This is a genomic window from Promicromonospora noduliphila (assembly GCF_056951025.1).
Genome location: NZ_CM167806.1, coordinates 4,674,847 through 4,698,571 on the forward strand (window position 1 = coordinate 4,674,847; position 23,725 = coordinate 4,698,571).

The window sequence follows — 23,725 nt, forward strand, 5'->3', positions numbered from 1 at the left end:
AGCGGCGCGCTATCGGACAGTGACCAGAAGGTCACGGTCCGATAGGATCGGGCCACTGTCGCTGCGCTGCCATGAGGTCGGCGCGGTCGCAGCAACAAGGACTGACGGGTTCGGTTCGATCAGAGAGGACTCCGCCATGATCAGAGAACTGACCGCCCCTTCGCCGCACCGCGTCGCCGTCCTGATCGTCGACGGGTTCATCCCGTTCGAGCTCGGCATCGCGCACCGGATCTTCGGCACGGCGCGCGACGCCGAACGCCGGCCGCTGTACGAGGTCGTGACCTGCACGGCCGGCGCGCCCGGCCCCGTGCAGTCCGACTCGGACGTGGTGGTCCAGGTGGCACATGGCCCAGAGGCGCTGGAGACGGCGGACACGGTGGTCGTCCCCGCATCGCACGAGTTCGGGCCGGTGTACGACGAGGGCCGCCTCACCCCTGAGCTCGAGGACGCCTTCCGGCGCATCCGGCCGGGCACCCGGCTCCTGTCGATCTGCATCGGCGCGTTCGCGCTCGCCGCCGCCGGCATTCTCGACGGCCGCCCCGCCACGACGCACTGGAGCTCGGCCGAGCACTTCCAGAGCCTGTTCCCCCAGGTCAAGATGGACCCCGGCGTCCTGTACACGGACGACGGCGACGTGCTCACCGCGGCGGGCGTCGCCTCAGGGATCGACCTGTGCCTGCACGTGGTGCGACGCGACCACGGCGCCGCCGTCGCCCTCGACGTCGCCCGCCGCACCGTGGTGCCGCCGCACCGGGACGGCGGCCAGGCGCAGTACATCGCCCGGCCCTTGCCCGACGCCGACGGGCCCGGCACCGCCGCGACCCGCGCGTGGGCGGCCGAACGCCTGGACGAGCCGGTGACGCTGGCCGCCATGGCCCGGCACGCCGCGATGTCGGTGCGGACGTTCACCCGGCGGTTCCGCGACGAGACCGGCGAGAGCCCTGGCCAGTGGCTCCTCCGGCAGCGGGTGGAGCACGCGCGAACCCTCCTGGAGTCCTCCGACCTGCCGATCGAGCAGGTGGCGCGACGGTGCGGCTTCGGGACGGCCCAGTCCCTGCGCGCCCACGTACAGGCCACCCTCGGGGTGACCCCGACCGCCTACCGCAGGACGTTCCGCGCGGCGTGAGAGCCGGGGCCTTTCCTGTCCACGTGGCCCCGAACCGGACTAGCCTCGAACCATGCGGACGCGACGGAGAGCGACCACGTTCATGCAGGCCGGAGTGCTGCTCGGCGCGCTGCTGCTGGCCGGGTGCACCAGCGGCTCGCAGGGCGCTGACGGGCCGGGGCCGGGCGAGTCCAGCCCCGGCCCGATCGTCTCCGAGTCGGGCGACGCTTCGCCGTCGGCCACCGGCGCGTCGCCGTCGCCCACCAAGGAGAGCGAGGGCTCGGGGGACGCCGGCGACGACCCCGACGAACCGGACGACACCCCGGATCCCGCCGCCACCGCCACGGAGGCGGCGGCCGGGCCGCCGTTTGCCGCCAACACGCGGCCCGACACCGCCGAACCCGTCGGCGAGGGCGAGACGTTCCTCTCGGTCACCGACATCCGGGTCGCGCGGCACGACGGCTACGACCGCGTCGTGTTCGACCTCGACGGCACGGGCAGCGGCGCGCCCGGCTGGCGCGTCGAGTACGTGGACCGGGCGACCGACGACGGCTCAGGGCACACCGTCGAGGTCGACGGCGACGCGATCCTCCGCGTCGCGCTGTCGGGCACGGCGGCCCCGACAGACAGCGGGGTCGAGGAGTTCACGGGCGACCGGATCGAGCCGGCCGACACCGAGTCGGTGGACGAGATCGTGTACCGCTACTGGTTCGAGGGGTACACCACGGCGTTCCTCGGGATCGACGACGACGAGCGGCCGTTCCGCGTGTTCCTCCTGGAGAACCCGACACGCGTGGTGGTGGACGTCCAGCACTGATCGGCGCGGCCGGGTCCGATCAGCCAGCGACCTCCGACTTCTTGGGCCGCGCGAGCAGCGTCGCCGCGAGGTCGGCCAGGGGCAGCGTGCCGCCCAGCACGGCCACCACGCCCGCCGTGATCGGCATCTCGACGCCGTGCGCGTGCGCCAGCTCCAGCACCGACTCCGACGACTTCACGCCCTCGGCCGTGCCGCCGGTCGCCTTGATCGCCTCGGCGAGCGTGAGCCCCTCGCCGAGGTGCTTGCCGAGCCGGTGGTTGCGCGACAGCGGCGACGCGCACGTCGCCGTCAGGTCGCCCATGCCGGCCAGCCCGGAGAACGTGGCGGCGTCGGCCCCGAGGGCGAGGCCGAGGCGCGTGATCTCCACGAGGCCGCGCGTGATGAGCGTCGCCAGCGTGTTCCAGCCGAAACCCTGGCCCTGGGCCATGCCCGCCGCGAGCGCGATGATGTTCTTCACCGCGCCGCACAGCTCCACGCCCACCACGTCGGTGTTCGTGTAGGGCCGGAAGTATCCGGTCGAGCAGGCGTCCGCCACGAGCTGGGCCGTTGCCTCGCTGCGCGAGGCGACCACGGTCGCCGTCGGCTGTCGCGCGGCGATCTCGGGCGCCAGGTTGGGCCCGGAGACGACGGCGACGCGCTCGTCGGGCAGGTCCAGCACCTCGGCCATGACCTGGCTCATGCGCTTGTCCGTGCCGAGCTCCACGCCCTTCATCAGGGAGACGACGACGGCGTCCGGCTCCACCAGGTCCTTCATCGACTCCAGGGTGGCGCGAGCGACCTGGGACGGCACCGAGACGACGACGATCGACGCGCCCTTGAGCGCGACGGCGGGATCGGTGGTGCCGCTCATGGCGGGGAGCTGCACGCCCGGCAGGTACTTCTCGTTGCGGTGCGTCCGGTCGATGGCGTCGAGCACCGCGGCGTCGCGGCCCCACAGGGTGACGTCGCACCCGGCGTCGGCCAGGACCATCGCGAACGTGGTGCCCATCGAGCCCGCGCCGAGCACGGCGACCCTGGGCTGTGCCCGCTCCTGCTCCGCCGTCCGCTGCTCCGCCGTCTGCTCCGGCGCGGCGCTCACGGGCGCTCCACCGGCGGGTAGTTCGTCATCTTCGCCTCGTAGTCGGGGTGCTTGCGCAGGTCGAACCGCGGTTTGGGGGCCACCTCGCCGCGGATCTGCTCCAGCTCGGCGCTGATCGCGTCCATGATGCGCGAGGTGGCCTCGCGCAGGGTCGCGGTGTCCTGCGGCTGGTCGTAGAGGTCGCTCAGGTCGACAGGCGGGCCGGTCCGGATGGTCACCTTCTTGCGCGGCCACGGCCAGCGCAGCATGCCGTACCGCGGCATGATCGCGGTGACGCCCCACTGCGCGACCGGGAGCACCGGCAGGCGCGTCGTCAGGGCGATCCGGGCCACGCCGGTCTTGCCCTCCATGGGCCAGTAGTCGGGGTCCCGCGTCAGCGTCCCCTCGGGCAGGATCGCCACGCAGGCGCCGTCGCCGAGCTGCTTGGCCGCGTTCTGCAGCGACTCGGTCGCCTTGGCGGAGTCCCGGTCCACCGGGATCATGTTGGTACCCCGCAGGGCCCACCCCGTGAGCGGCGAGGTGAACAGGCCCCGCTTGGCCAGGATGCGCGGCTCGCGACCGTTGTCGAAGAGGTAGTGCGCGAGCGTCAGGGCGTCGAGCTCCGTGACGTGGTTGGCCGCGGCGATGAACCCGCCGGTCGCCGGGAAGTTCTCCCCGCCCTTCCACTCGTACTTGCACAGCGCGAACATGAGGTTCCGCACGAGGAACGCGATGAAGCGGTACATGCGTGACTCGGGGCGTGGGATCGACACGGCCGAAAGAATACTCGGCCCGCGCTCCCCTCCCCGCCCGGAGGGAGCTCGCCCGGCGAGATCTGGTGTTCTCGTCGAGATCTGGTGGTGCGCCACCAGATCTCGACGAGAACACCAGATCTCGGCGGCCCAGGGAGAGACTCAGCCGCGGACGACCTCCGCGCCCAGGGCCTCCAGCTTGTCCTGGAAGTTCTCGTAGCCGCGGTCGATCAGGCCGATGCCGCGCACCGTGGACTGCCCCTTGGCGGCCAGGGCCGCGATCAGGTGGCTGAACCCGCCGCGCAGGTCGGGCACCTCGATGTCGGCGGCCGAGAGCGGCGTCGGCCCGGAGACGACGGCGGAGTGGTGGAAGTTGCGCTGGCCGAACCGGCAGTCGCGACCGCCCAGGCACTCCTTGTAGACCTGGATCGTCGCGCCCATCTTGCGCAGCGCGTCGGTGAAGCCGAAGCGGTTCTCGTACACGGTCTCGTGCACGATCGACAGGCCCGTGGCCTGCGTGAGCGCGACGACGAGCGGCTGCTGCCAGTCGGTCATGAAGCCCGGGTGCACGTCGGTCTCCAGCACGATGGACTTGAGGTCGCCGCCCGGGTGCCAGAAGCGGATGCCGTCGTCCTGCACGTCGAACCGGCCGCCGACCTTCCGGAACGTGTTGAGGAACGTCATCATCTCGGGCTGGGTGGCGCCCTTGACGGTGATGTCGCCGCCCGTGGCCAGGGCCGCCGAGGCCCAGGACGCGGTCTCGATCCGGTCGTTCATCGCGGTGTGGGAGTAGCCCTCAAGGCGGTCGACGCCCTCGATGCGGATCACGCGGTCCGTGTCGACCGAGATGATGGCGCCCATCTTCTGCAGCACCGCGATGAGGTCCATGATCTCGGGCTCGATGGCCGCGCCCGAGAGCTCGGTGATGCCGTCGGCGCGGACCGCGGTGAGCAGGGTCTGCTCGGTGGCGCCCACCGACGGGTAGGGCAGGGAGATCTTGGTGCCCTGCAGCCTGCGCGGCGCGCGCAGGTGGATGCCGTTGGGCCGCTTGTCCACGACGGCACCGAACTGGCGCAGGATGTCGAGGTGGTAGTTGATGGGCCGGTCGCCGATGCGGCAGCCGCCCAGGTCGGGGATGAAGGCCTCGCCGAGCCGGTGCAGCAGCGGCCCGCAGAACAGGATCGGGATGCGGCTGGACCCGGCGTGCGCGTCGATGTCGGCAACGTGGGCCGACTCCACGTTGGACGGGTCGAGGTCAAGGATGCCCGCGTCGGTGTCGTACTTGACGTTCACGCCGTGCAGGTCCAGGAGCCCCGAGACGACCTTGACGTCACGGATCTGCGGGACGTTCCGCAGCACGCTCGGCGTCTCCCCCAGCAGGGAAGCCACCATGGACTTCGACACGAAGTTCTTTGCGCCTCGAACGGTGATGGTCCCGTTCAACGGGTTGCCGCCGTTCACATACAGCAGATCGTTCATATCCTCGTCGTCGTCTCGTTCGTTCCGATGATGGATTTCCGATGGCGGTGCTTGCGTGGGCGGATCGGTGCGCCCGGTCGATCCTGCCCCCGCCCGCCGGTCGTGCCAACACGTGGACCCGCGGGAGTATTCACCGTTCACCACACCTTCACTCGCGGCGCACCGGGCCTCGTCGCGACACGCCAGACCCGCGCGATGCCGTCGTCCGCAGCCTACGTCAAGCCCCCATCCACGCTGTGAGACTGCTTTCCCGGATCGCGGACGGCGGCTTAGTCTCCCCGGCATGAGTACCCCCGCAACGCCGACCGCCGCGACCGGTCAGGGCAAGGAACCGGCTGGCAACTCCCGTGGCCGCGTCGTCGTCGCCTCCCTCATCGGTACCTCGATCGAGTTCTACGACTTCTACATCTACGCGACGGCGGCCTCGCTGGTCTTCCCCACCCTGTTCTTCCCGAACGCCCAGGACCCGACGACGCAGCTCCTGTCGTCCTTCGCCGTGTTCGGCGTGGCCTTCGTGGCGCGGCCGGTCGGCTCGGTGCTCTTCGGGCACTTCGGCGACCGCGTCGGGCGCAAGGCGACCCTGGTGGCGTCGCTGCTCACCATGGGTATCGCGACGGTGCTGATCGGCTTGATCCCTGCGGCGTCGACGCCCGGCTGGGCCGTCGCGGCCCCCGCCGTGCTGGTGCTGTGCCGGTTCTGCCAGGGCCTGGGCCTCGGCGGCGAGTGGAGCGGCGCCGCGCTGCTGGCCACGGAGAACGCCCCGACGGGCCGGCGCGCGATCTTCGGCACGTTCCCGCAGCTCGGCGCGCCCATCGGCTTCATCCTGGCCAACACGGTGTTCATCGCCCTGTCGGGCTCCCTGTCGCCCGAGCAGTTCGCGAGCTGGGGCTGGCGCATCCCGTTCCTCGCGTCGGCGGTGCTCGTGATCGTGGGCCTGTGGGTGCGGCTGTCCCTGTTCGAGACGCCCGCCTTCCGCAAGGTGGTCGAGGCAGAGGCCGTCGCCAAGGTGCCCGTGGCCCGCGTGTTCCGCACCTCGTGGCGGCAGATCGTCTCCGGCACGTTCATCATGCTGGCCACGTACGCGCTGTTCTACCTGATGACGACGTTCACCCTGAACTACGGCATCGCCCCGACCGAGCCCACCGACGGCTCCCCCGCCGGCCTGGGCTACGAGCGCATCGACTTCCTCTGGATGCTGATCGTCGGCGTCGTGTTCTTCGGCGTCTTCACCCTCGTGTCCGGGCCGATGGCGGAGCGGTTCGGCCGCCGCAAGCACCTCATCTGGGTCACCGTGGCGATCGCCGTGTTCGGCGGGCTGTTCGTGCCGCTGTTCGCCGCCGGCGACGTCGGCGTGCAGGGCCTGCTGATCCTCGGCTTCACGCTCATGGGCCTCACGTTCGGCCCGATGGCCGCCATCCTGCCCGAACTGTTCCCCGCCAACGTCCGGTACACCGGGTCGGGGGTCGCGTACAACCTGTCGTCGGTGCTCGGCGCGGCCGTCGCGCCGTTCATCGCGGTGTGGCTCTGGGCACAGGCCGACGGCTCGCCGGTCCTCGTGGGCGTCTACCTCTCCGCGATGGCTGTGATCACGCTGGTCGCGCTGCTCCTGACGCGCGAGACGCGGGACGTCGCGTACGCGGACAACGTCGCGGCCTGAGCGGCCTGAGCGGTCGCGCCCCGGCTGTCGGCCGGGGCGCGACCGCCGTCAACCGTCCTTCGTGGTCACCCGCGTGTAGGCCAAGGACATACCGATGACGAGGTAGCACAGCGCCCGGAACGCTCCCTCGCCCAGGCCGTCGAACGACACCGGGTCCCGGATCAGGTCGACGAGGCTGTCCAGCGACGTCGGCAGCAGGTACGGGTGCAGCCACTCCAGCGCCGAGAACTGCAGCAGCACCTGAGACACGATCAGCCCGCCGAGCACGCTCACCACCACCAGCATGGGGTGCTCGGTGGACGCCGAGATGGCCAGGGCGACGGCGCCGACCGCCATCAGGTACACGGTCGCCCAGCCGACGGCGACGGCGAGCCGCCACAGCACGTCCGCGACCGACAGCTCGGTCCCGGACATCGACACCAGGCCGTCGGTCCCGGCGAGCACCAGCCCCGTCACCAGGCCGGACGTGACGACCAGCGCAGCGGCGACCAGGGCGACGACGAGCACGCCCACCGACTTGACCAGCAGCAGCCGGCCGCGCGCCACGGGGGCGAGCAGCCAGCCGCGCAACGCGCCCGTGGACTGCTCGCCGGCCAGGGCGTCACCGCCGGCCATCGCGACGGTGAGCGGCAGCAGGAGCATCATCAGCATCATCAGCGAGCCGAGCGGCAGCACGAACGCGCTGGTGGCCATCGTCACGAAGATCGGCGCCTCCCCGCCGGGCCCTACCGATCCGGGGCCCGCCTGAGCTGCCACGCCCGGATCGTCCAGCGTCAGGTCGACGGCGACGCCGGTGATCACCGGGAGCACGGCGAGCAGGCCCAGCACGACCAGCGTCCTCGGCCGCCGGAAGATCCACCGGATCTCGGCCCGCAGCAGGCGCCAGAGCGGGGCGCGCCGCCGGGCGGGCAGGGTGCCCACCGGGACGACGTCGGCCCGCGGTGCCGCAGTGGTCATCGCGCCACCTCCGGCTCGTCGGCGTCCAGCTCGGCGCCGACGTCGCCGACCACCTCGCCGACGTCGTGCGTCAGCCGCGCGAACGCTTCCTCCAGTCCCGTGCGCTCCCGCCGGGCCTCGTCCACGCCGATCCCGGCACCAACTAGGGTCTCGATCACGGTCGCCGGCGGCGTGGTCGTGAGGTCGACGCGGACGCCGTCCGGCCCGAGCCGCGCGGGGATGCGGCGCTCCCGCAGGACGTCGACGGCCCGTGCGCCGTCCGGCGTGGACACGAGCAGCCGGGGGCTGCCGGACTCCAGCAGGTCGTCCAGGGCGCCCTGCGCCACAACCACTCCCTCGTTCAGGACGACGACGTGGGTGCACGTGGCCTCGACCTCCGCCAGGAGGTGCGACGAGACGAGCACTGTGACGCCGTTCGCGTGCAGCTCCGCGATGATCCGGCGGACCTCCTGCGTGCCGGCCGGGTCGAGGCCGTTCGTCGGCTCGTCCAGCACGACGAGCCGGCGCGGCGCCAGCAGCGCGGCAGCGAGTCCGAGGCGCTGCTTCATGCCGAGCGAGTACCCGCGGTAGCCCCGGTGGGCGGCGTCCGCGAGGCCGACCCGCTCCAGCGCGGTGGACACGGCGCCGGCCAGCTCCCCTCCCGCCAGCAGCGGTTCGGCGGCGGCCAGCCGCAGCAGGTTCTCCCGGCCGGACAGGAACGGATGGAAGCCCGGCCCCTCCACCAAGGCCCCGACGTGCGGCAGCACCCGGTCCGCCTCGGCGGGCACCGGCACTCCCAGCAGCTCGATCTCGCCCTCGGTCGGCTGGACGAGCCCGAGCAGCATGCGGATCGTCGTCGTCTTGCCCGAGCCGTTCGGCCCCAGCATCCCGACCACCGCGCCCTCCGGGACCTCCAGGTCGACGCCGTCCACAGCGACCGTGCCGCGGTAGACCTTGCGCAGCCCGCGGGTACGCGCCGCGAAGGCCGTGCCGGAGGCGTTCTTCGCCTCCGGCACGGCCGCCTCGGTGCGCGCTGTGGTCACTGGCGGTCCAGCGCGTCGACGAGCACCTGCTGCGGCACCGCGCCGGCCGCGATCCGGCCGTCGTCGGTGATGATGGCGCCGCCGACGCTGATCTGGACGTAGGTGCCGGAACCGAACTCGCCGGAGATCGGCCGGCCGACCTGGGTCAGGAGGCCCTCAAGGTCCTGCCCGTTCTCGAAGGAGCCCTCGGCCGGTGCGTCGGCGGGAACCTCGCCGATCACCACCGTGTCCCAGCCGTCGCCGACCGTCGTCGTGCGCTGCTCCAGGTCGCCGGCCTCGGCGTGCTCGCCGGCCGCGCGGCCGACGTCGTCCGCCGCCGTGGTCTCGACCTCTGCGCCCTCCGGTGGCGTGAACTCGAACAGCTCCGCGTCCTGCGCGCCGACCTCGAACTCGACGAAGCCGAGCGACAGGACGGGGTCCGACGTGCCGTTGGCGAACACGTCGAACCGCAGCGGGACGCGCGTCTCCGCGTCGACCGCCACGGTGACCTCGCGCAGCAGCGTCTTCTCCGTCGGCTTCGGGGTCAGCACCAGCTCGTACGCGGGACGGTCCGCGACCCGCGCCGTGCCGTCGACGAAGATGTCACTCGTCGGGCGCAGTCGCTCGATGAGCTCGGCCGCCGCCTGCGACGGGTCCGCCATCCGCGCCTCTGCGTGCTGCCGCGCCTCGGCGATGTCGTCCTCGTCCCAGGTCAGGTGTCGCGCGGCGTGCTCCTGCGAGTCGTAGGCCCACGCCTCGTCCTGGTTCTTCACGAACGTCAGCTCGGACGTCCGCCGCTCGACCTGGACCCGCGCCGACTCCGCGCCGTCGTGGAAGATCCGCACCGACTCGAAGTCGAGCTCCTCGGCCTGGGGTACCGCGGGCAGATCGAGCTCGTTGCTCAGCTCGGCCACGCCCGCGAACGCGGGCGGCTCGGCCGTGAGGGCCGACTCGACGAGCTCTTCCGCGTCGACGGCGGGCAGCACCGGATCGTCGTCCGCCCCCGCCGGCAGCGCGGTCAGCGCCAGGCCGGCGAGCCCGACGGCGATCCCCGACCCGGCGGCGACCAGCCCCTTCGTCCTCGGCCTCATGTCCCGCTCCTTCGCTCGTGGAACCAGTGTGCTGTACCTGATACCTGCAACGATGCCCTCTGCCGGCTGAGACCTCACTGAGAAGGCGGCCAGGGCTGAGATGACGCTGAGAACAGCCTGGTCGGAGTGCCCCTGTGGAAAAACTCCTCGGCGCCTCGGCGTGCGGCATGCTGGCAGGCATGAAGCCGCAGATACTCGTCGTCGACGACGAGCCAGGCGTGCGCAAGGCGCTGGACCGCGGCCTGCGCGCCGAGGGCATGGACGTCACGGTCGCCGCCGACGGGCTGACGGCGCTGCGGCTGGCGCGCACCGGGTCGTTCGACGCGGTCCTGCTGGACATCATGATCCCGGGCCTGTCCGGGTACCGCGTGCTGCAGGAGCTGCGGTCCGCCGGGGTCACGACGCCCGTGCTGTTCGTGTCGGCGAAGGACGGTGAGGTGGACCAGGCCGACGGGCTCGACCTGGGCGCCGACGGCTACCTGGTCAAACCCTTCTCGTTCGTGGTGCTGCTCGCCCAGCTCCGCGCCGTGCTGCGCCGCGCGGGCACCAGCGCCGCCAGGGGACCGATCCAGCTCGGCGGGCTGACCATCGACCGTGGCGCCCGCACCGTGCGGTACGACGACGTCGATGTGCCCCTGAGCCCGCGCGAGTACACGCTGCTGGCGGTGCTGGCCTCGCGGGCGGGGACCGTGTGGACCAAGCAGGAGCTGCTGAACGAGGTCTGGGGTGACGAGCAGGCCGCCACCCGGAACGTCGTCGAGGTGTACATCGGCTACCTGCGCCGCAAGCTGTCCGCCGTCGGCGCGGACGACCTGGTGCGGACCGTGCGGGGGCACGGGTACCAGCTCGGGGGTCCGCGGTAGTGCCGGCGCCGTCGGGCGGGCAACGAGCGCGGGCGCCCTGGGTGGCGCTGTCGCTGCGCCAGCGGATCACCGCCCTCGCCACGGCGGTCACCCTGGCGTGCCTGCTGGGGCTCGCGACGGCCGCCGGCCAGGGCCTCGGGCCGCTCCTGACGGGCGCCGTGGACGCCGAGCTCCGCACGGCGCTCGACGCGGCCGCCCGCGCCGTCGTCGCCGGCCGAACGCCCGCCGCCGCCGACGGCCTGGAGGTGCGCGTCCTGGATACCGCGGGCGAGGCCGCCGACGACGGCGCGGCACCGGCCCTGACTCGCGACCAGGTGCGCACGCTCAAGGCCGGCACCCCCGTCACCGCGGACGACCGACGGCCCGTGCGCTGGCATGGCACCGTCGTCACGGCCCCCGACGGAAGCCAGCGGCTCGTGGTCGTCGGGACGGGCCTGGTGGGGCAGCACGCCGCCGAGGTCTCGGGCGCCCGGTGGCTGCTCGGCGCGGCCCTCGTCGGGACAGTGGTGGCCGGGGTGGCCATCTGGTTCGCCGTCGGGTCGGCACTGCGGCCGGTCGCCCGGATGCGGCAGTCCGTCCGCAGTCTCGCGCCCGGCACCCGCGTAGAGGTGCCCGACGCCGCGGCGGGCGAGCTGCGCGCGCTGGCCGACGACTTCAACGTCCTGCTGGACCGGACCGAGGCCACCACGGAACGCCTGCGGCGCTTCACGGGCGACGCGGCGCACGAGCTACGGTCTCCCGTCGCATCCATCCGCGTGCAGTCGGAGGTCGCGGTGGCCAACCCCGACCCGCGGCTCTCGCAGGAGGTGCACGCCGACGTCCTGGCAGACGCCGAACGGCTGTCGGCGCTGCTCGACGCGCTGCTGGTGCTCGCGCGCTCGGACGCCGGCGAGCTGCCGCCGTCCGACACCGTCGACCTGGTGGACGAGGTGCGTGCGGCCGTGGCGCGCACGGGGGCGGCCCACGCGGCGGAGCAGCCCGTGCCGGTCGTGGTCAACGCCATGACCGGCCAGGCCTGGGCCGCCGCGGCGCACAGCGAGACCGAGCTCGTCCTGGACAACCTGCTGCGGAACGCCTACCGGTACACCCGCACGCGGGTCGTGGTCTCGGTCCTGGCGAGCCGGTCCACCGTCCGCGTGCTGGTCGACGACGACGGCCCCGGCGTCCCGCCGGAGCACCGGGACAAGGTCTTCGACCGCTTCTACCGGGTCTCGGACGACCGCGCCCGCTCCTCGGGCGGCGCCGGCCTCGGCCTCGCGCTGGTCGCGGCGCTCGTGGGCCGCCGGGGCGGCAGGGTCGCCGTCGGCGAGTCGCCCGACGGCGGCGCCCGGTTCACGGTCGTGTGGCCGCGGGCTGCCTGACGAACTGAGCCACGGACCGCGCGGGACCGGACCGCGCGGGACCGGACCGCACAGGCTGGACTGCACAGGCTGGACTGCACAGGGACTGGCTGTACCCCATAGGCTGAACGCACCATTTGTCCTATTGCGACGTGTCCCTTGTCGTGTCGTGTCCCAGAGAGGCCCGCCCGATCGATGTCCTCGTCGAATGCCGCACCCGACGTGTCAGCCCAGCCGGGAGCACCGGAGCCGACGCCGGAGCGCACCAGGTCCCGGGGCCCGCACGAGCTCTGGATCGCGATCATCACCGCCGTCGCAACCATCACCGCAGCGGCCATCGGGACGGTCGTCGCCGTCGACGTCGGGACCGTCGAGGTCCGGATGGTCGGCGACGGCCTCGACAGCACGGAGCTCCAGGCCGCCGTCGACCGGCTGGAAGCGGAGAACGCCGAGCTGAGGGCCGCGAACGAGGAGCTGCGCGCCCAGGTGACGGAGGCCAGAGGCACACCGGGCGACACCGTCGGGGACGCCGGCGCGACCCCGGAGGGTGACGGCGCCGTCCGGCGCGCGACGGTCGAGCCCATCGAGGTCGGCGAGGGGTACTGCATCGACCTCGACTCGCTCGAGTCGGACGCCCCCGACTGGGGCCTCGACGACAGGGGCGACATCTGCATCGACTACGTCTACAACTTCATCGGCACGGACCTCACCGTCGTGGACGACGAGCCGTCGCAGGCCGACTGCGAGTCGCAGACGTACCTGAGGGAAGACGTCGGCGACGTCGGGGAGATCGTCGGGCAGTACGTCTGCGCCTGGACGGACGACAGGCGCCTCGCCCGGATCGAGATCGTCGACGCGACGGCCTACGAGTCGGCCACCTGGGCCATCACCGTCTGGGAGGAACAGCACTGAGCGGCCCTCCAGGTTTGCGCCGGGTGGTCGGCCCGGATCGTCGACCCGCGCCGAGTGGTCCGTCCGCGCCGAGTGGTCCGTCCAGGTCGTCAGCCCGCGCCAGGTGGTCAGACCCCGCCCGCGGCCGGATAGCGTGTCCGGGTGGAGACGACGGCCCTGATCGCAGCGTGCGTGGCCGTCGTCGTCGGGGCGGGGCTGCAGCGCGTGGCGGGGATGGGCCTCGGCCTGGTGGCGGCGCCGGTGCTCACGGTGTTCCTCGGCGCGTCGGTGGGCGTGCTGGTCAGCAACGTGGCGGCCGTGGTCACGGCGCTGCTCATCCTGCGGGCGCTGCGCGACCGGGTGGACTGGCGGCGCGTGGTCACCATCCTGCCGCTGATGCTCGTGGGCTCGGTGCTGGGCGCGCTGACGGTCCGCGAGGCAGACGCCGCATGGCTCGACGTGATCGTGGGCGGGTCGGTACTGGTGGCGCTGGCGGCCTCGGCGCTCCTGCGCCGCCGGGTGCACATCAGGGGCCGCTCCGTCGCCGTCGTCACGGGGCTGACGGCGGGCTTCATGAACACCACGTCGGGGGTGGCGGCGCCCGCGTGGACCGCCTACGCGCTGGCCACCCGCTGGGACCACCGGTCGTTCGCGGCGACCCTGCAGCCGCTGCTCGTGGTGATGAACACCCTGTCGGTGGCCACCAAGCTGGGCCTCGGCGCGATCCCGGCGGGCTCCGCGCCCGCCTGGTGGGTCTGGTCCGTGCTGCTGGCAGCCGTGCTCGCGGGGGTGGCGCTCGGCGCGGCGCTGGCTCGGCGGGTACCGACCCAGATCGCGTCGCGCATCGCCCTGACGGTCGCGGTGGCTGGCGCGGTGACGGCCCTGACCCGCGGCCTGCTCACGATCTGACGTCGAGATCTGGTGTTTGCGGTGAGATCTGGCGGTGCGCTACCAGATCTCACCGCAAACGCCAGATCTCAACGGGGCCCGGGGATCAGTCGTCCTCCGCGAAGACCACGTCCCGCCGTCGGCGGATCGCCGGCAGGACGGCGATCACCAGCGCGCCCACCGCGAGCGCGAGCAGCACCGCCGAGATGGGGCGCGTGACGAACACCGACGGGTCGCCGCGCGAGATGAGCAGCGCCCGGCGCAGGTTCTCCTCCAGCAGGGGGCCGAGCACGAACCCGAGCAGCAGCGGCGCGGGCTCGCAGCCGGCCCGGATCAGCACGAAGCCCAGCACGCCGAACGCAGCGACCGCGAACACGTCCCACGGGTTCTGGCTCAGCGAGTACGTGCCGATGCAGGCGAACACCACGATGACGGGGAACAGCACCGAGTACGGCACCGACAGCATGCGCACCCACAGCCCGATGAGCGGCAGGTTGAGCAGCACCAGCAGCACGTTGCCGATCCACATGGACGCGATGAGGCCCCAGACCAGGTCCGGCTGCTCGGTCATCACGTCGGGGCCGGGCGTGATGCCCTGGATGATGAACGCACCCGCCACGAGCGCCATGACCGGGTGGCCGGGCAGGCCGAGCGTGAGCAGCGGGATGAACGACGTCTGCGCGGCCGCGTTGTTCGCCGACTCCGGCCCGGCCACCCCCTCGATCGCCCCGTGCCCGAACTCGCGCGGGTTCCGCGAGACCCGCTTCTCGACGGCGTAGGAGGCGTACGCGGCGAGCACGTGCCCGCCGCCCGGCAGCACGCCGAGCAGCGACCCGAGCCCGGTCGCGCGGACCACCGGGCCGACGATGCGCCGCAGCTCCGACCGGCTGGGCCACAGGTTCGCCACGCGGCTCACCATGCGGGTCCTGCCGCGGGGATCGTGCAGGTTGCGCAGGATCTCCGCGATGCCGAACACGCCGACGGCGATGGCCACGAAGTTGAGCCCCTGGTACAGCTCGCGCACGCCGAACGTGAACCGCGGCGTGCCGGTGTTCAGGTCCTGGCCCACCGTGCCGAGCAGGATGCCGAGCACGATCATCGCGAGCGCCTTGAGCGTGGACCCGCTCGCCAGCGCGATCGACACGATCAGGCCCAGCACCACCAGCGAGGTGTACTCGGCCGCGCCGAACGACAGGGCGGCCTCGGCCAGCGGCTCCGCGGCGACGGCGAGCACCACCGTCGCGACCGTGCCGGCGACGAACGACCCGATGGCCGCGACGGCGAGCGCCGCGCCGGCCCGCCCGGCCCGGGCCATCTCGTGCCCGTCGATGGCGGTCACCGCCGCGGACGACTCGCCCGGAAGGTTGAGCAGGATGGCCGTCGTCGACCCGCCGTACTGGGCGCCGTAGTAGATGCCCGCGAGCATGATCAGGGCCGACGTCGGGTCGTCGAACCCGAACGTGATCGGCAGCAGCAGGGCGATGGTCGCCGTCGGCCCGATGCCGGGCAGCACGCCGACGGCGGTGCCCAGCGCCACGCCGAGCAGGCAGAACAGGATGTTGTGCCACTGGAGCGCCTCGGAGAACCCGAGCGCGAGGTTGTCGAGCAGGTCCATCGGGCCCCTATCCGCCGAGCCAGTCGCCGAACAACGCCAGCCGGAGCTGCAGCAGCACCACGAAGATGATCCAGCTCGCCAGCGTCACGCCGACGGCGATGGCCAGCGCCCGCAGCGGCCTGGTGCCCGGCCGGGCCAGCGCGGCGAGCAGGCCGGTGCCGAAGGTCGCCGGCAGCAGGCCGAGGCCGTCGATCGTGAACCCGAAGAACAGCACGGCCGCGGCGACCGCCGCCAGCGGACGCCACTGGATCCCGGCGAGCGGGCGAGGGTCCGGGGCGTCGACGTCAGGCGCCGGGCGGTCCGCCGCCGTCGTGCCGGACGCGGGAGCATCAGACACGGGGGCGTCAGACACCTCGCGATCGGCCACCGGGGCATCGGCCACGACGCCGTCGGACACCTCACGGTCGGCCACGCCGCCGTCGGACACGCCGCCGGGCGCCTCACCTGGTGCCGGGTCCGGCGCGACGTACGCCTTGACGACCGTCGCGAGGCCGAGCACCGCGAGCACGATCCCGAGGGCGAGCGGCACGTAACCCGGCCCCATCTCGAGGAGGGAGCCGAGGTCGTACCCGAGCGCGCCGACGGCGAAGGCCGTACCGAGCCCGAGGAAGATCAGGCCCGCGACGAGGTCGCCGGTCGAGCGCGGCCGGAGGGCGCCGATCTCAGCCTCCCTGTCCAGCGCCGATGATGCCGCCCCAGGTCGCGATCTGCTCCTCGAGCAGCGCCGCGTGGGCCTCCGGCGTGGCCTGGTCCTCGGCCACGGGCGCGGTGCCGAGGTCGGCCATCTGGTCGATCACCGACTGGTCCGCCAGCGCGACCTGGAGGGCGTCGGTGAGCGTGCTGACCACCTCGTCCGGCGTCTCGGCCGGGACGTACAGGCCGTGCCACACGGTGACCTCGATGTCGGGCTGGCCGCCCTCCGCCGTGGTCGGCAGGTCGGGCAGGGCCTCGATGCGCTCGGGCGTCGTCACCGCGTACGCCTTGACCTCGCCGGCGGTGATCTGGCCGGTCGTGTTGGTGGTCTGGTCGCACATGAAGTCGACCTGGCCGCCCACGAGCTCGGTCATCGCGGGCCCCGTGCCGTCGTAGGGCACCTCCGTCACCTCGACGCCGAGGGCGTCCATCAGCAGCAGGCCGCACAGGTTCGACGCCGAACCCTCGCCCGCGTGCGCCATCGTCACCGTGTCCGCGTTGTCCTGGACGTAGGTCACGAACTCCTCGAACGTCTCCGGCTCGAAGTCGGAGCGCGCGATGATCGTCATGGGCACCTCGGTGACCAGGCCCACCGGCTTGAAGTCGGCTACAGGGTCGTAGGCGAGGTCGTCGTAGAGCGCGGGCGCCGTCGACATGCCGATGTGGTGCATGAGCACGGTGTAGCCGTCGGGCTCCGCGGTGGCCGCCTGGCCCGCCCCGACCGTGCCGCCCGCGCCGTCGACGTTCTGCACCACGAGCTGGACCCCCAGCTCCTCGGCCATGGGCTCAGCGACCATGCGGGTCACGGTGTCGGTGGGACCGCCGGCCGAGAACGGGACGATCACCTCGATGTCGTCCTCCGGGTACGCGGCGGGGTCGGAGCCGCCGCCCGAGGTACAGGCGGCGAGGGCGAGGCTGAGGCCGGCCAGCGCACCGAGGTACGCGGCCGCCTTCCGGTGTCCGGCGGAGGTCATGTCCGTCTCCGATCGTCGTTGATCCGGCAGGGTCTTGGGTCCGGTTCTTGGGTCCGGTGGAGCTTGACGTGCGACGTGCGTGCCGGCTGATCCGGTCGAGACCGTGACAGTACCGCCGGGCATGTGACGCCCGCCACAACCGCGGCGCGCCTTGACCGAACGGTGACCTCTCGGCCGGTCGCGCGCCGATCACATCGAGAAGGCCATGATCTCGACGGCGAGGGTCCCGTCGCCCTGGTCGGTCGCGCTGATGTCCAGGGTCCAGCCGTTCTCCGGCGCGTCCGGCTCGCCATAGCTGACCTGCAGGCACTCGTCGCCGTCGACGCACGGCTCCTGCTGCAGCTCGGTCTCGGGGAGCTCGGACCTCAGCCACGCGTCAAAGGCGTCCCGCGGCGCGACGAAGTCGATGGTGACGTACGGGTCCTGGAAGCCGCCAGCCGCGCAGGCCGCACCGTCCGCGGGCAGGGTCTCGAGCTCGGCGGAGCGCATGGCGTCCGCGCAGGCGATGGTCTCTGGCTCGGCGTCGAACGGGTCGGGGGTGGCCACGAACCACACGACCAGCGCGCCGAACGCCAGCACGGGCAGTACCACCACCGCCACCACTACCCAGAACCACACCCTGCGGTGCAGCGGCTTGCGTTCCTGGCCGAGCAGCTCAGTCATGGGCCGCAGGCTACTAGCGTCACCCCGCCTCGCGCGCCCATATCGGCCGATATGCTGGGCTGATGCCATCGGTCAAGCAGGTCCAGATCACGTTCGACTGCGCGGAGCCCGCGCGCGTCGCCCGCTTCTGGTGCGAGGTGCTGGGGTACGTCGAGCCTCCGGCGCCCGAAGGCTTCGCCACCTGGGACGACTACAACAAGACCCTGCCGGCCGAGCGCCAGGGAGCCGCAGCCGCCAGCATCGACCCGACGGGCGCGGGCCCGCGCCTGTACTTCCAGCGTGTTCCCGAGGGCAAGGTCGTCAAGAACCGGGTGCACCTCGACGTCCGCGTAGGCACGGGGCTCGTGGGTGAGGAGCGCCTGGCCGTACTCGAGGCCGAGTGCGCGCGGCTGACCGCGCTCGGCGCCACGCGCCTGTACCTGCTGCCCGCCGACGACGAGAACGAGTCCTGCCTCGTAATGCAGGACGTCGAGGGCAACGAGTTCTGCCTCGACTGAGGGCGGCGTCTCGGGCGCCCTGACAGAGGGGCGGCGTTCCGGGGCTGCGCCTTGGCGCAGAGCACCGTCCCCGCGAAGGCGTCCCTCGCGGCCCCGCCATGTGCCGCGCTGGGCGCCCGAGCCGTCAGGAAACCCCGGCCTCGGCGAGCAGCGCACCACGGTTGGCCCGGAGGAACGCCTTCAGCGCGGGCGGCACGACGTCGACGCCGGCGAGCCCCGCGTCGTCGCGCAGGTCCACGTGCTCGACGTCGTACGTGCCACGCGGCTCCTCGAACTCCGGACCGGACCGTAGCGCCAGGTCCATCGAGACCACGCGCGCCAGGAAGAAGTGGTGCACCGCGATCCCGGCGTCCTTGGGCTGGGAGGACAGGAACACCTGCCGGACGATCTTCGCCGTCGCGCCGAGCTCCTCCGACAGCTCCCGGTGCAGCCCGTCCTCGACCGAGGTGTCCCCCGGATCGATGCCGCCGCCGGGCGTGATCCAGTAGGGGGCGCGCCCGGGGACCGTCCGCTTGATCAGCACGAGCCGGCCCTCGTCGTCGAGCAGGATCGCGCGCGCCGCGCGCCGTACCACCACCGGCACGGTCGAGGTCGCGGGGATCTCGTCCACGACGGGCGCCTGGCGCAGATACCCCTCGAACAGCGGCCCGCCCGCTGCGTCCAGCGTGGTGCGCGCGACGGCGACCATCGCCTTGTCGTCGTACCGCGCGGACAGCCAGCGGGCCGCGTACCCGGGATCCCAGGCGCGCAGCTCGCGCAGCAGCCACTTGCCGCCGCCGTCCCACCGTCCGGCCGCCGCCAGGGCGAGATGCCCGACCCGCTCCCACAGCACCGACCGCACCACGTCCGCCTCGCCGATCTCGCGCGCGTAGGCAAGATCGTCCAGGAGGTCGGTCACGGCATACCGCGCGTCCTCCAGCGCGGTGTCCGTCGCCGGCCCGGGCCCGGCGTCCACCACGGCCTGGCACTCCGCCTTCAGCCCGACGACGTCGGCCTCGCCCACCACCGGAACGCCCGTCGCGATCATCCGCGCGAGCGTCGGCTTGCGCCGCTCGGTCTCCTGCGCGATGAACCAGCGGTGGCCGGCCTCGGTGTTCACGACCAGCTCCACCGGCCAGCCCCGCCAGCGCACCGAGTCACGGTGCCCGACGACGTCGTCGGGCACGCACACCACGATGTCCAGGTCGGACCCCGCCGTCAACGAACCCGGATCGAGCGCACTGCCCGCCAGCAGCGCCCACCGCGCCTCGGGGTAGCGGTCGGCGACCAGGGCGGCGGCGTCTGCGATCGGGTCCACGGTGGACATCTTTGTACCTTCGGGCAAACAGACCTATTCGGTGGCGTGAATTCGCGTCTCAGACGTCGGAGGGGTCTGCGTCGCCCGACACCCGCCGTCGGATGCGCGCCAAGATGCTCCGCGTCGCCACCCTGTGGAAGCGCGTGTCGATCACCAGCAGCCGGTACGCCGCGCCGAGCACACCCGGGAAGGTCGCGTCGGTGTGCGCCTCGAGGCGCGTACCGCCGCCGTCGGGCACGAGCCTGAGGGTGAGGGTGTAGACCGAGAACCGGTGGACGCCGTCGAGCGCGAGCCGGCCTGGGGGATCCGCCGCCACGACCCGGAATCCCGGGACCACCGAACCCACGCCGAGCGGACGCGGGCCAGAGGCCCGCGTGTCGCGACAACCGATCAGCCGCACGTACCAGGCCGGTCCGAGCACCTCGACCTGGGCCAGGACAGCACGCCAGACCGCCTCGGGCGGTGCGCCGATCGTCGTGGCGTGCACGTCCCGGTAGCGCCGCGAACCAACCATGCCGGGACCCTACCCGGCGCTCGCACGCGGCCCGCCGCCCGCCTCCGCGGGACACGCTCAGCGTTCCCGCAACAGCTCGCGGAGCCAGGCGATGCCGGCCTCGGCCTGCACCCGCTGGAACGTGCGCAGGTGCGGGATCCCTGGCGGCGGGGCCAGCAGCGAGCCGTGAGCGAAGAAGGCCGTCAGCACCGCGACCCAGGTCAGCACGGCTTCGGGATCCGTGCCCGGCGGGAGCGGGGTGCGCTCCAGCACCGCCGACGGCGCAGGGCCGCCCAGCGCGTGCAGCGCCGGCAGCATCCCGGTGAGGTCGAGGAACGCCGCGCCCCGCGCCGCGTGCGGCCAGTCCACGACCACACCGGTGCCGTCGTCCTCCGGCCCGACGATCAGCACGTTGTCCGCCCGGAAGTCGCCGTGGACCAGCGAGTCGCCGGCCAGCGCCTCGGCCTGTCGCCGAGGCGCGGCGAGCTGGGCTATCCGGTCGAGCCGCTCGGCGAACCAGGGGTCGTAGCTCGACAGGCCCGCCGGCCGCTCGTCGGCCAGGAGCTGCGCCTGGGGCCAGACGTGGGCGGCGAAGTCGGGGAAGACGTCGCCGTCGGGCGCCGGGTGCTCGCCGACCCTGAGCGCGAGGCGGGCCAGCAGGTCGACGTCGTGCACGTCCCAGGGGTCGGTGCGCACCGTGCGACCCTCCACCGGTTCGAAGGCGAGCACGGCCCACCCGCGTACGGGTGCGGCTTCCGCGGCGGCGGCCCGCTCGCCCGCGGCGTCGACCCGCCCGTCCGCGGCGTCGACCCGGCCGTCGTCCGGCAGGTCGAACGACCACAACAACGCGGGCGCCGGGACCGCCTCGGGTAGCTGGGCGGCCTTGGCCGCCTCGCGTCGGTGGAAGCGCAGTGCCTCTGGCTGCTCCGGGGAAGCGGTCTTGACGAACGTCGATCCGCGGTCGGTGGTCAGGACGCTGGCCATGCCCGGCGAGTAGCCGCCGTCGTGCGAGACCCACGAGGTCACCTTCGCGCCCAGGCGCGCCTCGATCGCTGCTCGGACGGTGTCGGGCAGGTCGGGCCAGGTGGGGCGCACGCGGGTCATGGGAGAGCACACTGCCGGACGGCGGGGCCCGGCACTACTGGGATATGCCTCAAGCCCGCCGGTGTCGCGGCGGAAGCCGGCCAGGGGACGGCAGCATCGGCCGTGCCTCCAGTGGTTCCGTCGCCTCCGGGCCGCCGCGCCAGTGCGCGCTCGCCGTGCCCATGACCAGGCCCAGCACGAGCCAGAACACGACGGCGATCCGGCCGAGGTTCGACGGGTGGTCCATCAGGTTCATCGTCAGGAAGCCGATCAGCGAGGCGAGCCCGACGTACCCGAGGGGGAGGCCACGCCGGGCGAGCCCGAAGGCGGTGACGAGGGCGCCCACGCTGATCACGACCATCGCCACGAACCCGAGCACGCCCGCCTCGACCAGCCAGTTCAGCCACAGGTTGTGCACATGGGCGAACTCCCTGCTGCCGTCGATGCGGGCGTTGACGACCGCTCCCGCCCGGCCGAGCCCGACGCCCAGCGGGTGGTCCTGCCCGATCTGGATCGCCTCTCCCCAGGCCTCGTTCCGCACGCCCAGGGACCTGCCGACGTCCGATACCGCGGCGATGACCGCCATCGCCAGCGCGAGCACCCCGAGGCCGGACCACCCCGCGACCCGCAGCCGCTCGGGGCTCAGCCGGGTCCGCGCCCACTGCCAGGCGAGCACCAGCGTCCCCGCGAAGGCCGCGATGTACGGACCCCGGGAGAACGTCACCAGGAGAGCCGTGTAGGCGAGCACCATCGCCGCGATCGCGTAGGTCCGCAGGTGCCCTTCGGTGATCATCATGACCGTCAGCGTGGCGAGCGGCACCAGCAGCAGGAGGAACGCGGCCAGCAGGTTGGGGTTGGTGAACGTCCCGGTCGCCCGGACGAGCACCCCGGGCTCGCAGGGGACGTCGCGCAGCAGGCCGGACCGGCAGAAGCCCGTCGGGACGTTCTCGGCGAACTGGCCGATCGCCACCGCGCCGGCCACGGCCACCGCGACCGACGACAGCGTGCCGATCACCCGCACCGCCGTCGGCTCGAGCCGGACCAGGGCGGTGACCAGGTAGTACACAGCCACGAAGGTGAGGAGCTGCCGGAACCCGATGTCCGTGCCCCAGCGGTAGGTGGCCACGAGCGCGGCCAGCAGCAGCGCCACGATCGGGATGTCGAGGCGGGTACGGAAGTGGCTCACCCGTGCCCCCGCGGCGACGGCCGCCACCAGGCCGGCGGCGACGACCAGCCGCTGCCAGGTGAGGACGCTGAGGAACGGGGCGTCGGGCAGCAGGTCGGCGGTTGATTCGAAGAGCAGTGCGGCCACGCACAGGGAGACGACGGTTACTGCGGTGCCTGCGGTGCGTGGCCGGGTCTGCGATGACAGAAGCTCGGCCGTAGCCATGCGGTCGATCATCTCGGTCGATGTTGTGCACCAAGCGAACTCCACGCTACGGGAGCACGAACGAGGGGGTGCGCGGGCGGTATCGGCCCAATGCGGCGTGGCTCGCCGGCGCGCGGTCACTCACCCGGACGCCGTGCCGCCGCTCACCCGGACGCCTGGACGTCCCCGCTCGTCCGGTAGGCGGCCCGCGCGCCGGCGAGGCTTCCGGGCATGCCCGGGTAGTGGGCTCCGGGTGAGCGCCCGTCCGCGAGGGGCGTCGCCTCCGCTGCCGCGTCGAGCGCGAGGCGCGACACGATGCGGTAGCGGTCCCCGCGGTAGATCGAGTGGACGTACTCGACCGGCCGCGCGTCCGAGTCCAGGGTGAGGCGCTCGAAGACGAGCGCCGCCGAGAACGGTGCCACGCCCATGATCGACGCCTCCTCCTCGCTCGTCACGGTCGCCTCCATGGACTGCGTCGCCCGGCTGACCCGGACGCCGTAGCGCTCGCGCAGCAGGTCGTAGAGGTCACCGGACTCGACGTCGTCCGAGGTCAGCCCCGGCACCACGCTTGCGGGGAAGTAGAGGTACTCGATAGCCATCGGCTCGTCGTCCACCAGCACCAGGCGGGCCACGTGCGTCACGGGGGCCGACGGCGAGAGCGTGAGCCGCCGCCCGACCCGCGGCCCTGCGGCGATCGTGGTCAGGTCGATGACGCGGCTCGACCAGGCGCCGCTCGCCCGCGGGGCGTCGGCGACGGCCTCGTGGGAGACGAGCTCCTGCGTGACCTTCTCGCGGGCGACGAACATCCCGCGGCCGTGCTCGCGGATGACCACCCCTGCGGCCACCAGCTCGTCCACCGCGGAGCGCAGCGTCGGGCGGGAGACGCCGAGCTGCTTGCTCAGGTCGCGTTCCGAGGGCAGCGGATGGCCAGCCGGGCTCGACTCGACGAGCTCGAGGATCCGGTCGCGCACCTGCTCGCGCTTGCGCGTCGGACCCGGGCGGATCTCGTCCACCGTTCCTCCTTACCGTCGAATTCTTACCACTGGTTCATACATCCTAAGGCTCGCGGGCGGCGCTGGGCCACGACTCGCCGTCGGGTCGACCACGGCGGATACCCGAGAACACAGGCGTATGCGCCCGAAC

Annotated in this window: 23 protein-coding genes; 8 read left to right on the forward strand and 15 right to left on the reverse strand. The window is 72.7% G+C overall.

From position 1 onward, the window contains the following. Positions 1-136: 136 nt before the first annotated feature. Positions 137-1,126, forward strand: coding sequence for a GlxA family transcriptional regulator (locus AC0QU1_RS20530; RefSeq protein WP_483572000.1), 990 nt, complete (start codon positions 137-139; stop codon positions 1,124-1,126). A gap of 52 nt (positions 1,127-1,178) precedes the next feature. Continuing rightward, positions 1,179-1,922: an AMIN-like domain-containing (lipo)protein gene (locus AC0QU1_RS20535; RefSeq protein WP_483572002.1), complete on the forward strand. Its 744-nt coding sequence runs from the start codon at positions 1,179-1,181 to the stop codon at positions 1,920-1,922. 19 nt (positions 1,923-1,941) lie between these two features. Here the strand turns inward: AC0QU1_RS20535 and AC0QU1_RS20540 are convergent, their stop codons facing one another. The 3 genes from AC0QU1_RS20540 to murA all read right to left on the reverse strand — a co-directional run bounded on the left by AC0QU1_RS20540 (position 1,942) and on the right by murA (position 5,210). After that, on the reverse strand, positions 1,942-2,910 hold the full coding sequence (locus AC0QU1_RS20540) for an NAD(P)H-dependent glycerol-3-phosphate dehydrogenase (protein WP_483616562.1): 969 nt from the start codon (positions 2,908-2,910) through the stop codon (positions 1,942-1,944). A gap of 86 nt (positions 2,911-2,996) precedes the next feature. Next, a complete protein-coding gene (locus tag AC0QU1_RS20545) occupies positions 2,997-3,752 on the reverse strand; it encodes a lysophospholipid acyltransferase family protein (protein ID WP_483572004.1) in 756 nt (251 codons plus the stop codon). Positions 3,753-3,893: 141 nt separating this feature from the next. Continuing rightward, complete coding sequence (gene murA / locus AC0QU1_RS20550; RefSeq protein WP_483572006.1) at positions 3,894-5,210, reverse strand: UDP-N-acetylglucosamine 1-carboxyvinyltransferase; 1,317 nt, start codon at positions 5,208-5,210, stop codon at positions 3,894-3,896. Positions 5,211-5,493: 283 nt separating this feature from the next. Here murA and AC0QU1_RS20555 point away from each other — a divergent pair, with 283 nt between their 5' ends. After that, positions 5,494-6,867 (forward strand): MFS transporter, encoded by a 1,374-nt coding sequence (locus AC0QU1_RS20555; RefSeq protein ID WP_483572008.1) that lies wholly within the window; start codon positions 5,494-5,496, stop codon positions 6,865-6,867. A 48-nt stretch (positions 6,868-6,915) separates the two neighbouring features. Here the strand turns inward: AC0QU1_RS20555 and AC0QU1_RS20560 are convergent, their stop codons facing one another. Genes AC0QU1_RS20560 through AC0QU1_RS20570 form a run of 3 tightly spaced genes read right to left on the reverse strand, consistent with a single transcriptional unit; the run spans position 6,916 to position 9,916 of the window. Continuing rightward, the gene (locus AC0QU1_RS20560; protein WP_483572010.1) at positions 6,916-7,824 is read right to left on the reverse strand and encodes an ABC transporter permease subunit; all 909 of its coding nucleotides are present in this window, start codon (positions 7,822-7,824) and stop codon (positions 6,916-6,918) included. Beyond that, entirely contained in the window at positions 7,821-8,846 is a 1,026-nt protein-coding gene (locus AC0QU1_RS20565; protein WP_483572012.1) for an ABC transporter ATP-binding protein, read from the reverse strand. The genes AC0QU1_RS20560 and AC0QU1_RS20565 overlap by 4 nt, the downstream gene beginning before the upstream one ends. Next, positions 8,843-9,916: a LolA family protein gene (locus AC0QU1_RS20570; RefSeq protein ID WP_483572014.1), complete on the reverse strand. Its 1,074-nt coding sequence runs from the start codon at positions 9,914-9,916 to the stop codon at positions 8,843-8,845. Before AC0QU1_RS20570 ends, AC0QU1_RS20565 begins: the two co-directional genes overlap by 4 nt. Before the next feature lie 179 nt (positions 9,917-10,095). On the opposite strand from AC0QU1_RS20570, the gene AC0QU1_RS20575 reads away from it, so the two are divergent. The 4 genes from AC0QU1_RS20575 to AC0QU1_RS20590 all read left to right on the forward strand — a co-directional run bounded on the left by AC0QU1_RS20575 (position 10,096) and on the right by AC0QU1_RS20590 (position 13,919). Further along, the gene (locus AC0QU1_RS20575; RefSeq protein WP_483572016.1) at positions 10,096-10,779 is read left to right on the forward strand and encodes a response regulator transcription factor; all 684 of its coding nucleotides are present in this window, start codon (positions 10,096-10,098) and stop codon (positions 10,777-10,779) included. Next, positions 10,779-12,140 carry a sensor histidine kinase gene (locus AC0QU1_RS20580; RefSeq protein ID WP_483616294.1) on the forward strand — a complete coding sequence of 454 codons (1,362 nt, stop codon included), beginning with the start codon at positions 10,779-10,781 and terminating at the stop codon, positions 12,138-12,140. The genes AC0QU1_RS20575 and AC0QU1_RS20580 overlap by 1 nt, the downstream gene beginning before the upstream one ends. Positions 12,141-12,314: 174 nt before the next feature. After that, positions 12,315-13,031, forward strand: a complete 717-nt coding sequence (locus tag AC0QU1_RS20585) for a bZIP transcription factor (RefSeq protein ID WP_483572020.1) — start codon at positions 12,315-12,317, stop codon at positions 13,029-13,031. Positions 13,032-13,172: 141 nt separating this feature from the next. After that, positions 13,173-13,919 (forward strand): sulfite exporter TauE/SafE family protein, encoded by a 747-nt coding sequence (locus tag AC0QU1_RS20590; protein ID WP_483572022.1) that lies wholly within the window; start codon positions 13,173-13,175, stop codon positions 13,917-13,919. A gap of 85 nt (positions 13,920-14,004) precedes the next feature. Here AC0QU1_RS20590 and AC0QU1_RS20595 read toward each other — a convergent pair whose 3' ends face one another. From AC0QU1_RS20595 to AC0QU1_RS20610, 4 genes are all read right to left on the reverse strand, one after another. After that, positions 14,005-15,513, reverse strand: a complete 1,509-nt coding sequence (locus AC0QU1_RS20595) for a tripartite tricarboxylate transporter permease (RefSeq protein ID WP_483572024.1) — start codon at positions 15,511-15,513, stop codon at positions 14,005-14,007. Positions 15,514-15,520: 7 nt separating this feature from the next. Continuing rightward, positions 15,521-16,192, reverse strand: a complete 672-nt coding sequence (locus AC0QU1_RS20600; RefSeq protein ID WP_483576758.1) for a tripartite tricarboxylate transporter TctB family protein — start codon at positions 16,190-16,192, stop codon at positions 15,521-15,523. Further along, the gene (locus AC0QU1_RS20605; protein WP_483572026.1) at positions 16,176-17,180 is read right to left on the reverse strand and encodes a tripartite tricarboxylate transporter substrate-binding protein; all 1,005 of its coding nucleotides are present in this window, start codon (positions 17,178-17,180) and stop codon (positions 16,176-16,178) included. Before AC0QU1_RS20605 ends, AC0QU1_RS20600 begins: the two co-directional genes overlap by 17 nt. Positions 17,181-17,369: 189 nt before the next feature. Next, positions 17,370-17,843 (reverse strand): hypothetical protein, encoded by a 474-nt coding sequence (locus tag AC0QU1_RS20610; RefSeq protein WP_483572028.1) that lies wholly within the window; start codon positions 17,841-17,843, stop codon positions 17,370-17,372. Positions 17,844-17,905: 62 nt separating this feature from the next. Between AC0QU1_RS20610 and AC0QU1_RS20615 the strand changes: the two genes are divergently transcribed. Then, positions 17,906-18,340 (forward strand): VOC family protein, encoded by a 435-nt coding sequence (locus AC0QU1_RS20615; RefSeq protein WP_483572030.1) that lies wholly within the window; start codon positions 17,906-17,908, stop codon positions 18,338-18,340. Between the two features lie 124 nt (positions 18,341-18,464). On the opposite strand, the gene AC0QU1_RS20620 is transcribed toward AC0QU1_RS20615, so the two are convergent. The 5 genes from AC0QU1_RS20620 to AC0QU1_RS20640 all read right to left on the reverse strand — a co-directional run bounded on the left by AC0QU1_RS20620 (position 18,465) and on the right by AC0QU1_RS20640 (position 23,595). Then, positions 18,465-19,637, reverse strand: a complete 1,173-nt coding sequence (locus AC0QU1_RS20620; protein WP_483572032.1) for an NUDIX hydrolase — start codon at positions 19,635-19,637, stop codon at positions 18,465-18,467. A gap of 58 nt (positions 19,638-19,695) precedes the next feature. Beyond that, positions 19,696-20,151 carry an SRPBCC family protein gene (locus AC0QU1_RS20625; protein WP_483572034.1) on the reverse strand — a complete coding sequence of 152 codons (456 nt, stop codon included), beginning with the start codon at positions 20,149-20,151 and terminating at the stop codon, positions 19,696-19,698. A gap of 57 nt (positions 20,152-20,208) precedes the next feature. After that, positions 20,209-21,234 (reverse strand): aminoglycoside phosphotransferase family protein, encoded by a 1,026-nt coding sequence (locus AC0QU1_RS20630; RefSeq protein WP_483572036.1) that lies wholly within the window; start codon positions 21,232-21,234, stop codon positions 20,209-20,211. A gap of 49 nt (positions 21,235-21,283) precedes the next feature. Next, positions 21,284-22,603, reverse strand: coding sequence for an O-antigen ligase family protein (locus AC0QU1_RS20635; protein ID WP_483572038.1), 1,320 nt, complete (start codon positions 22,601-22,603; stop codon positions 21,284-21,286). 143 nt (positions 22,604-22,746) lie between these two features. Then, on the reverse strand, positions 22,747-23,595 hold the full coding sequence (locus tag AC0QU1_RS20640; RefSeq protein ID WP_483572040.1) for a GntR family transcriptional regulator: 849 nt from the start codon (positions 23,593-23,595) through the stop codon (positions 22,747-22,749). Between the last annotated feature and the right edge of the window lie 130 nt (positions 23,596-23,725).

Coding starts and splice junctions, on each gene's coding strand:
- AC0QU1_RS20530 (WP_483572000.1), top strand. CDS start 137: ATGATCAGAGAACTGACCGCCCCTTCGCCGCACCGCGTCGCCGTCCTG.
- AC0QU1_RS20535 (WP_483572002.1), top strand. CDS start 1,179: ATGCGGACGCGACGGAGAGCGACCACGTTCATGCAGGCCGGAGTGCTG.
- AC0QU1_RS20540 (WP_483616562.1), bottom strand. CDS start 2,910: ATGGGCACCACGTTCGCGATGGTCCTGGCCGACGCCGGGTGCGACGTC.
- murA (WP_483572006.1), bottom strand. CDS start 5,210: ATGAACGATCTGCTGTATGTGAACGGCGGCAACCCGTTGAACGGGACC.
- AC0QU1_RS20555 (WP_483572008.1), top strand. CDS start 5,494: ATGAGTACCCCCGCAACGCCGACCGCCGCGACCGGTCAGGGCAAGGAA.
- AC0QU1_RS20560 (WP_483572010.1), bottom strand. CDS start 7,824: ATGACCACTGCGGCACCGCGGGCCGACGTCGTCCCGGTGGGCACCCTG.
- AC0QU1_RS20570 (WP_483572014.1), bottom strand. CDS start 9,916: ATGAGGCCGAGGACGAAGGGGCTGGTCGCCGCCGGGTCGGGGATCGCC.
- AC0QU1_RS20575 (WP_483572016.1), top strand. CDS start 10,096: ATGAAGCCGCAGATACTCGTCGTCGACGACGAGCCAGGCGTGCGCAAG.
- AC0QU1_RS20585 (WP_483572020.1), top strand. CDS start 12,315: ATGTCCTCGTCGAATGCCGCACCCGACGTGTCAGCCCAGCCGGGAGCA.
- AC0QU1_RS20595 (WP_483572024.1), bottom strand. CDS start 15,513: ATGGACCTGCTCGACAACCTCGCGCTCGGGTTCTCCGAGGCGCTCCAG.
- AC0QU1_RS20605 (WP_483572026.1), bottom strand. CDS start 17,180: ATGACCTCCGCCGGACACCGGAAGGCGGCCGCGTACCTCGGTGCGCTG.
- AC0QU1_RS20610 (WP_483572028.1), bottom strand. CDS start 17,843: ATGACTGAGCTGCTCGGCCAGGAACGCAAGCCGCTGCACCGCAGGGTG.
- AC0QU1_RS20615 (WP_483572030.1), top strand. CDS start 17,906: ATGCCATCGGTCAAGCAGGTCCAGATCACGTTCGACTGCGCGGAGCCC.
- AC0QU1_RS20625 (WP_483572034.1), bottom strand. CDS start 20,151: ATGGTTGGTTCGCGGCGCTACCGGGACGTGCACGCCACGACGATCGGC.
- AC0QU1_RS20630 (WP_483572036.1), bottom strand. CDS start 21,234: ATGACCCGCGTGCGCCCCACCTGGCCCGACCTGCCCGACACCGTCCGA.
- AC0QU1_RS20635 (WP_483572038.1), bottom strand. CDS start 22,603: ATGGCTACGGCCGAGCTTCTGTCATCGCAGACCCGGCCACGCACCGCA.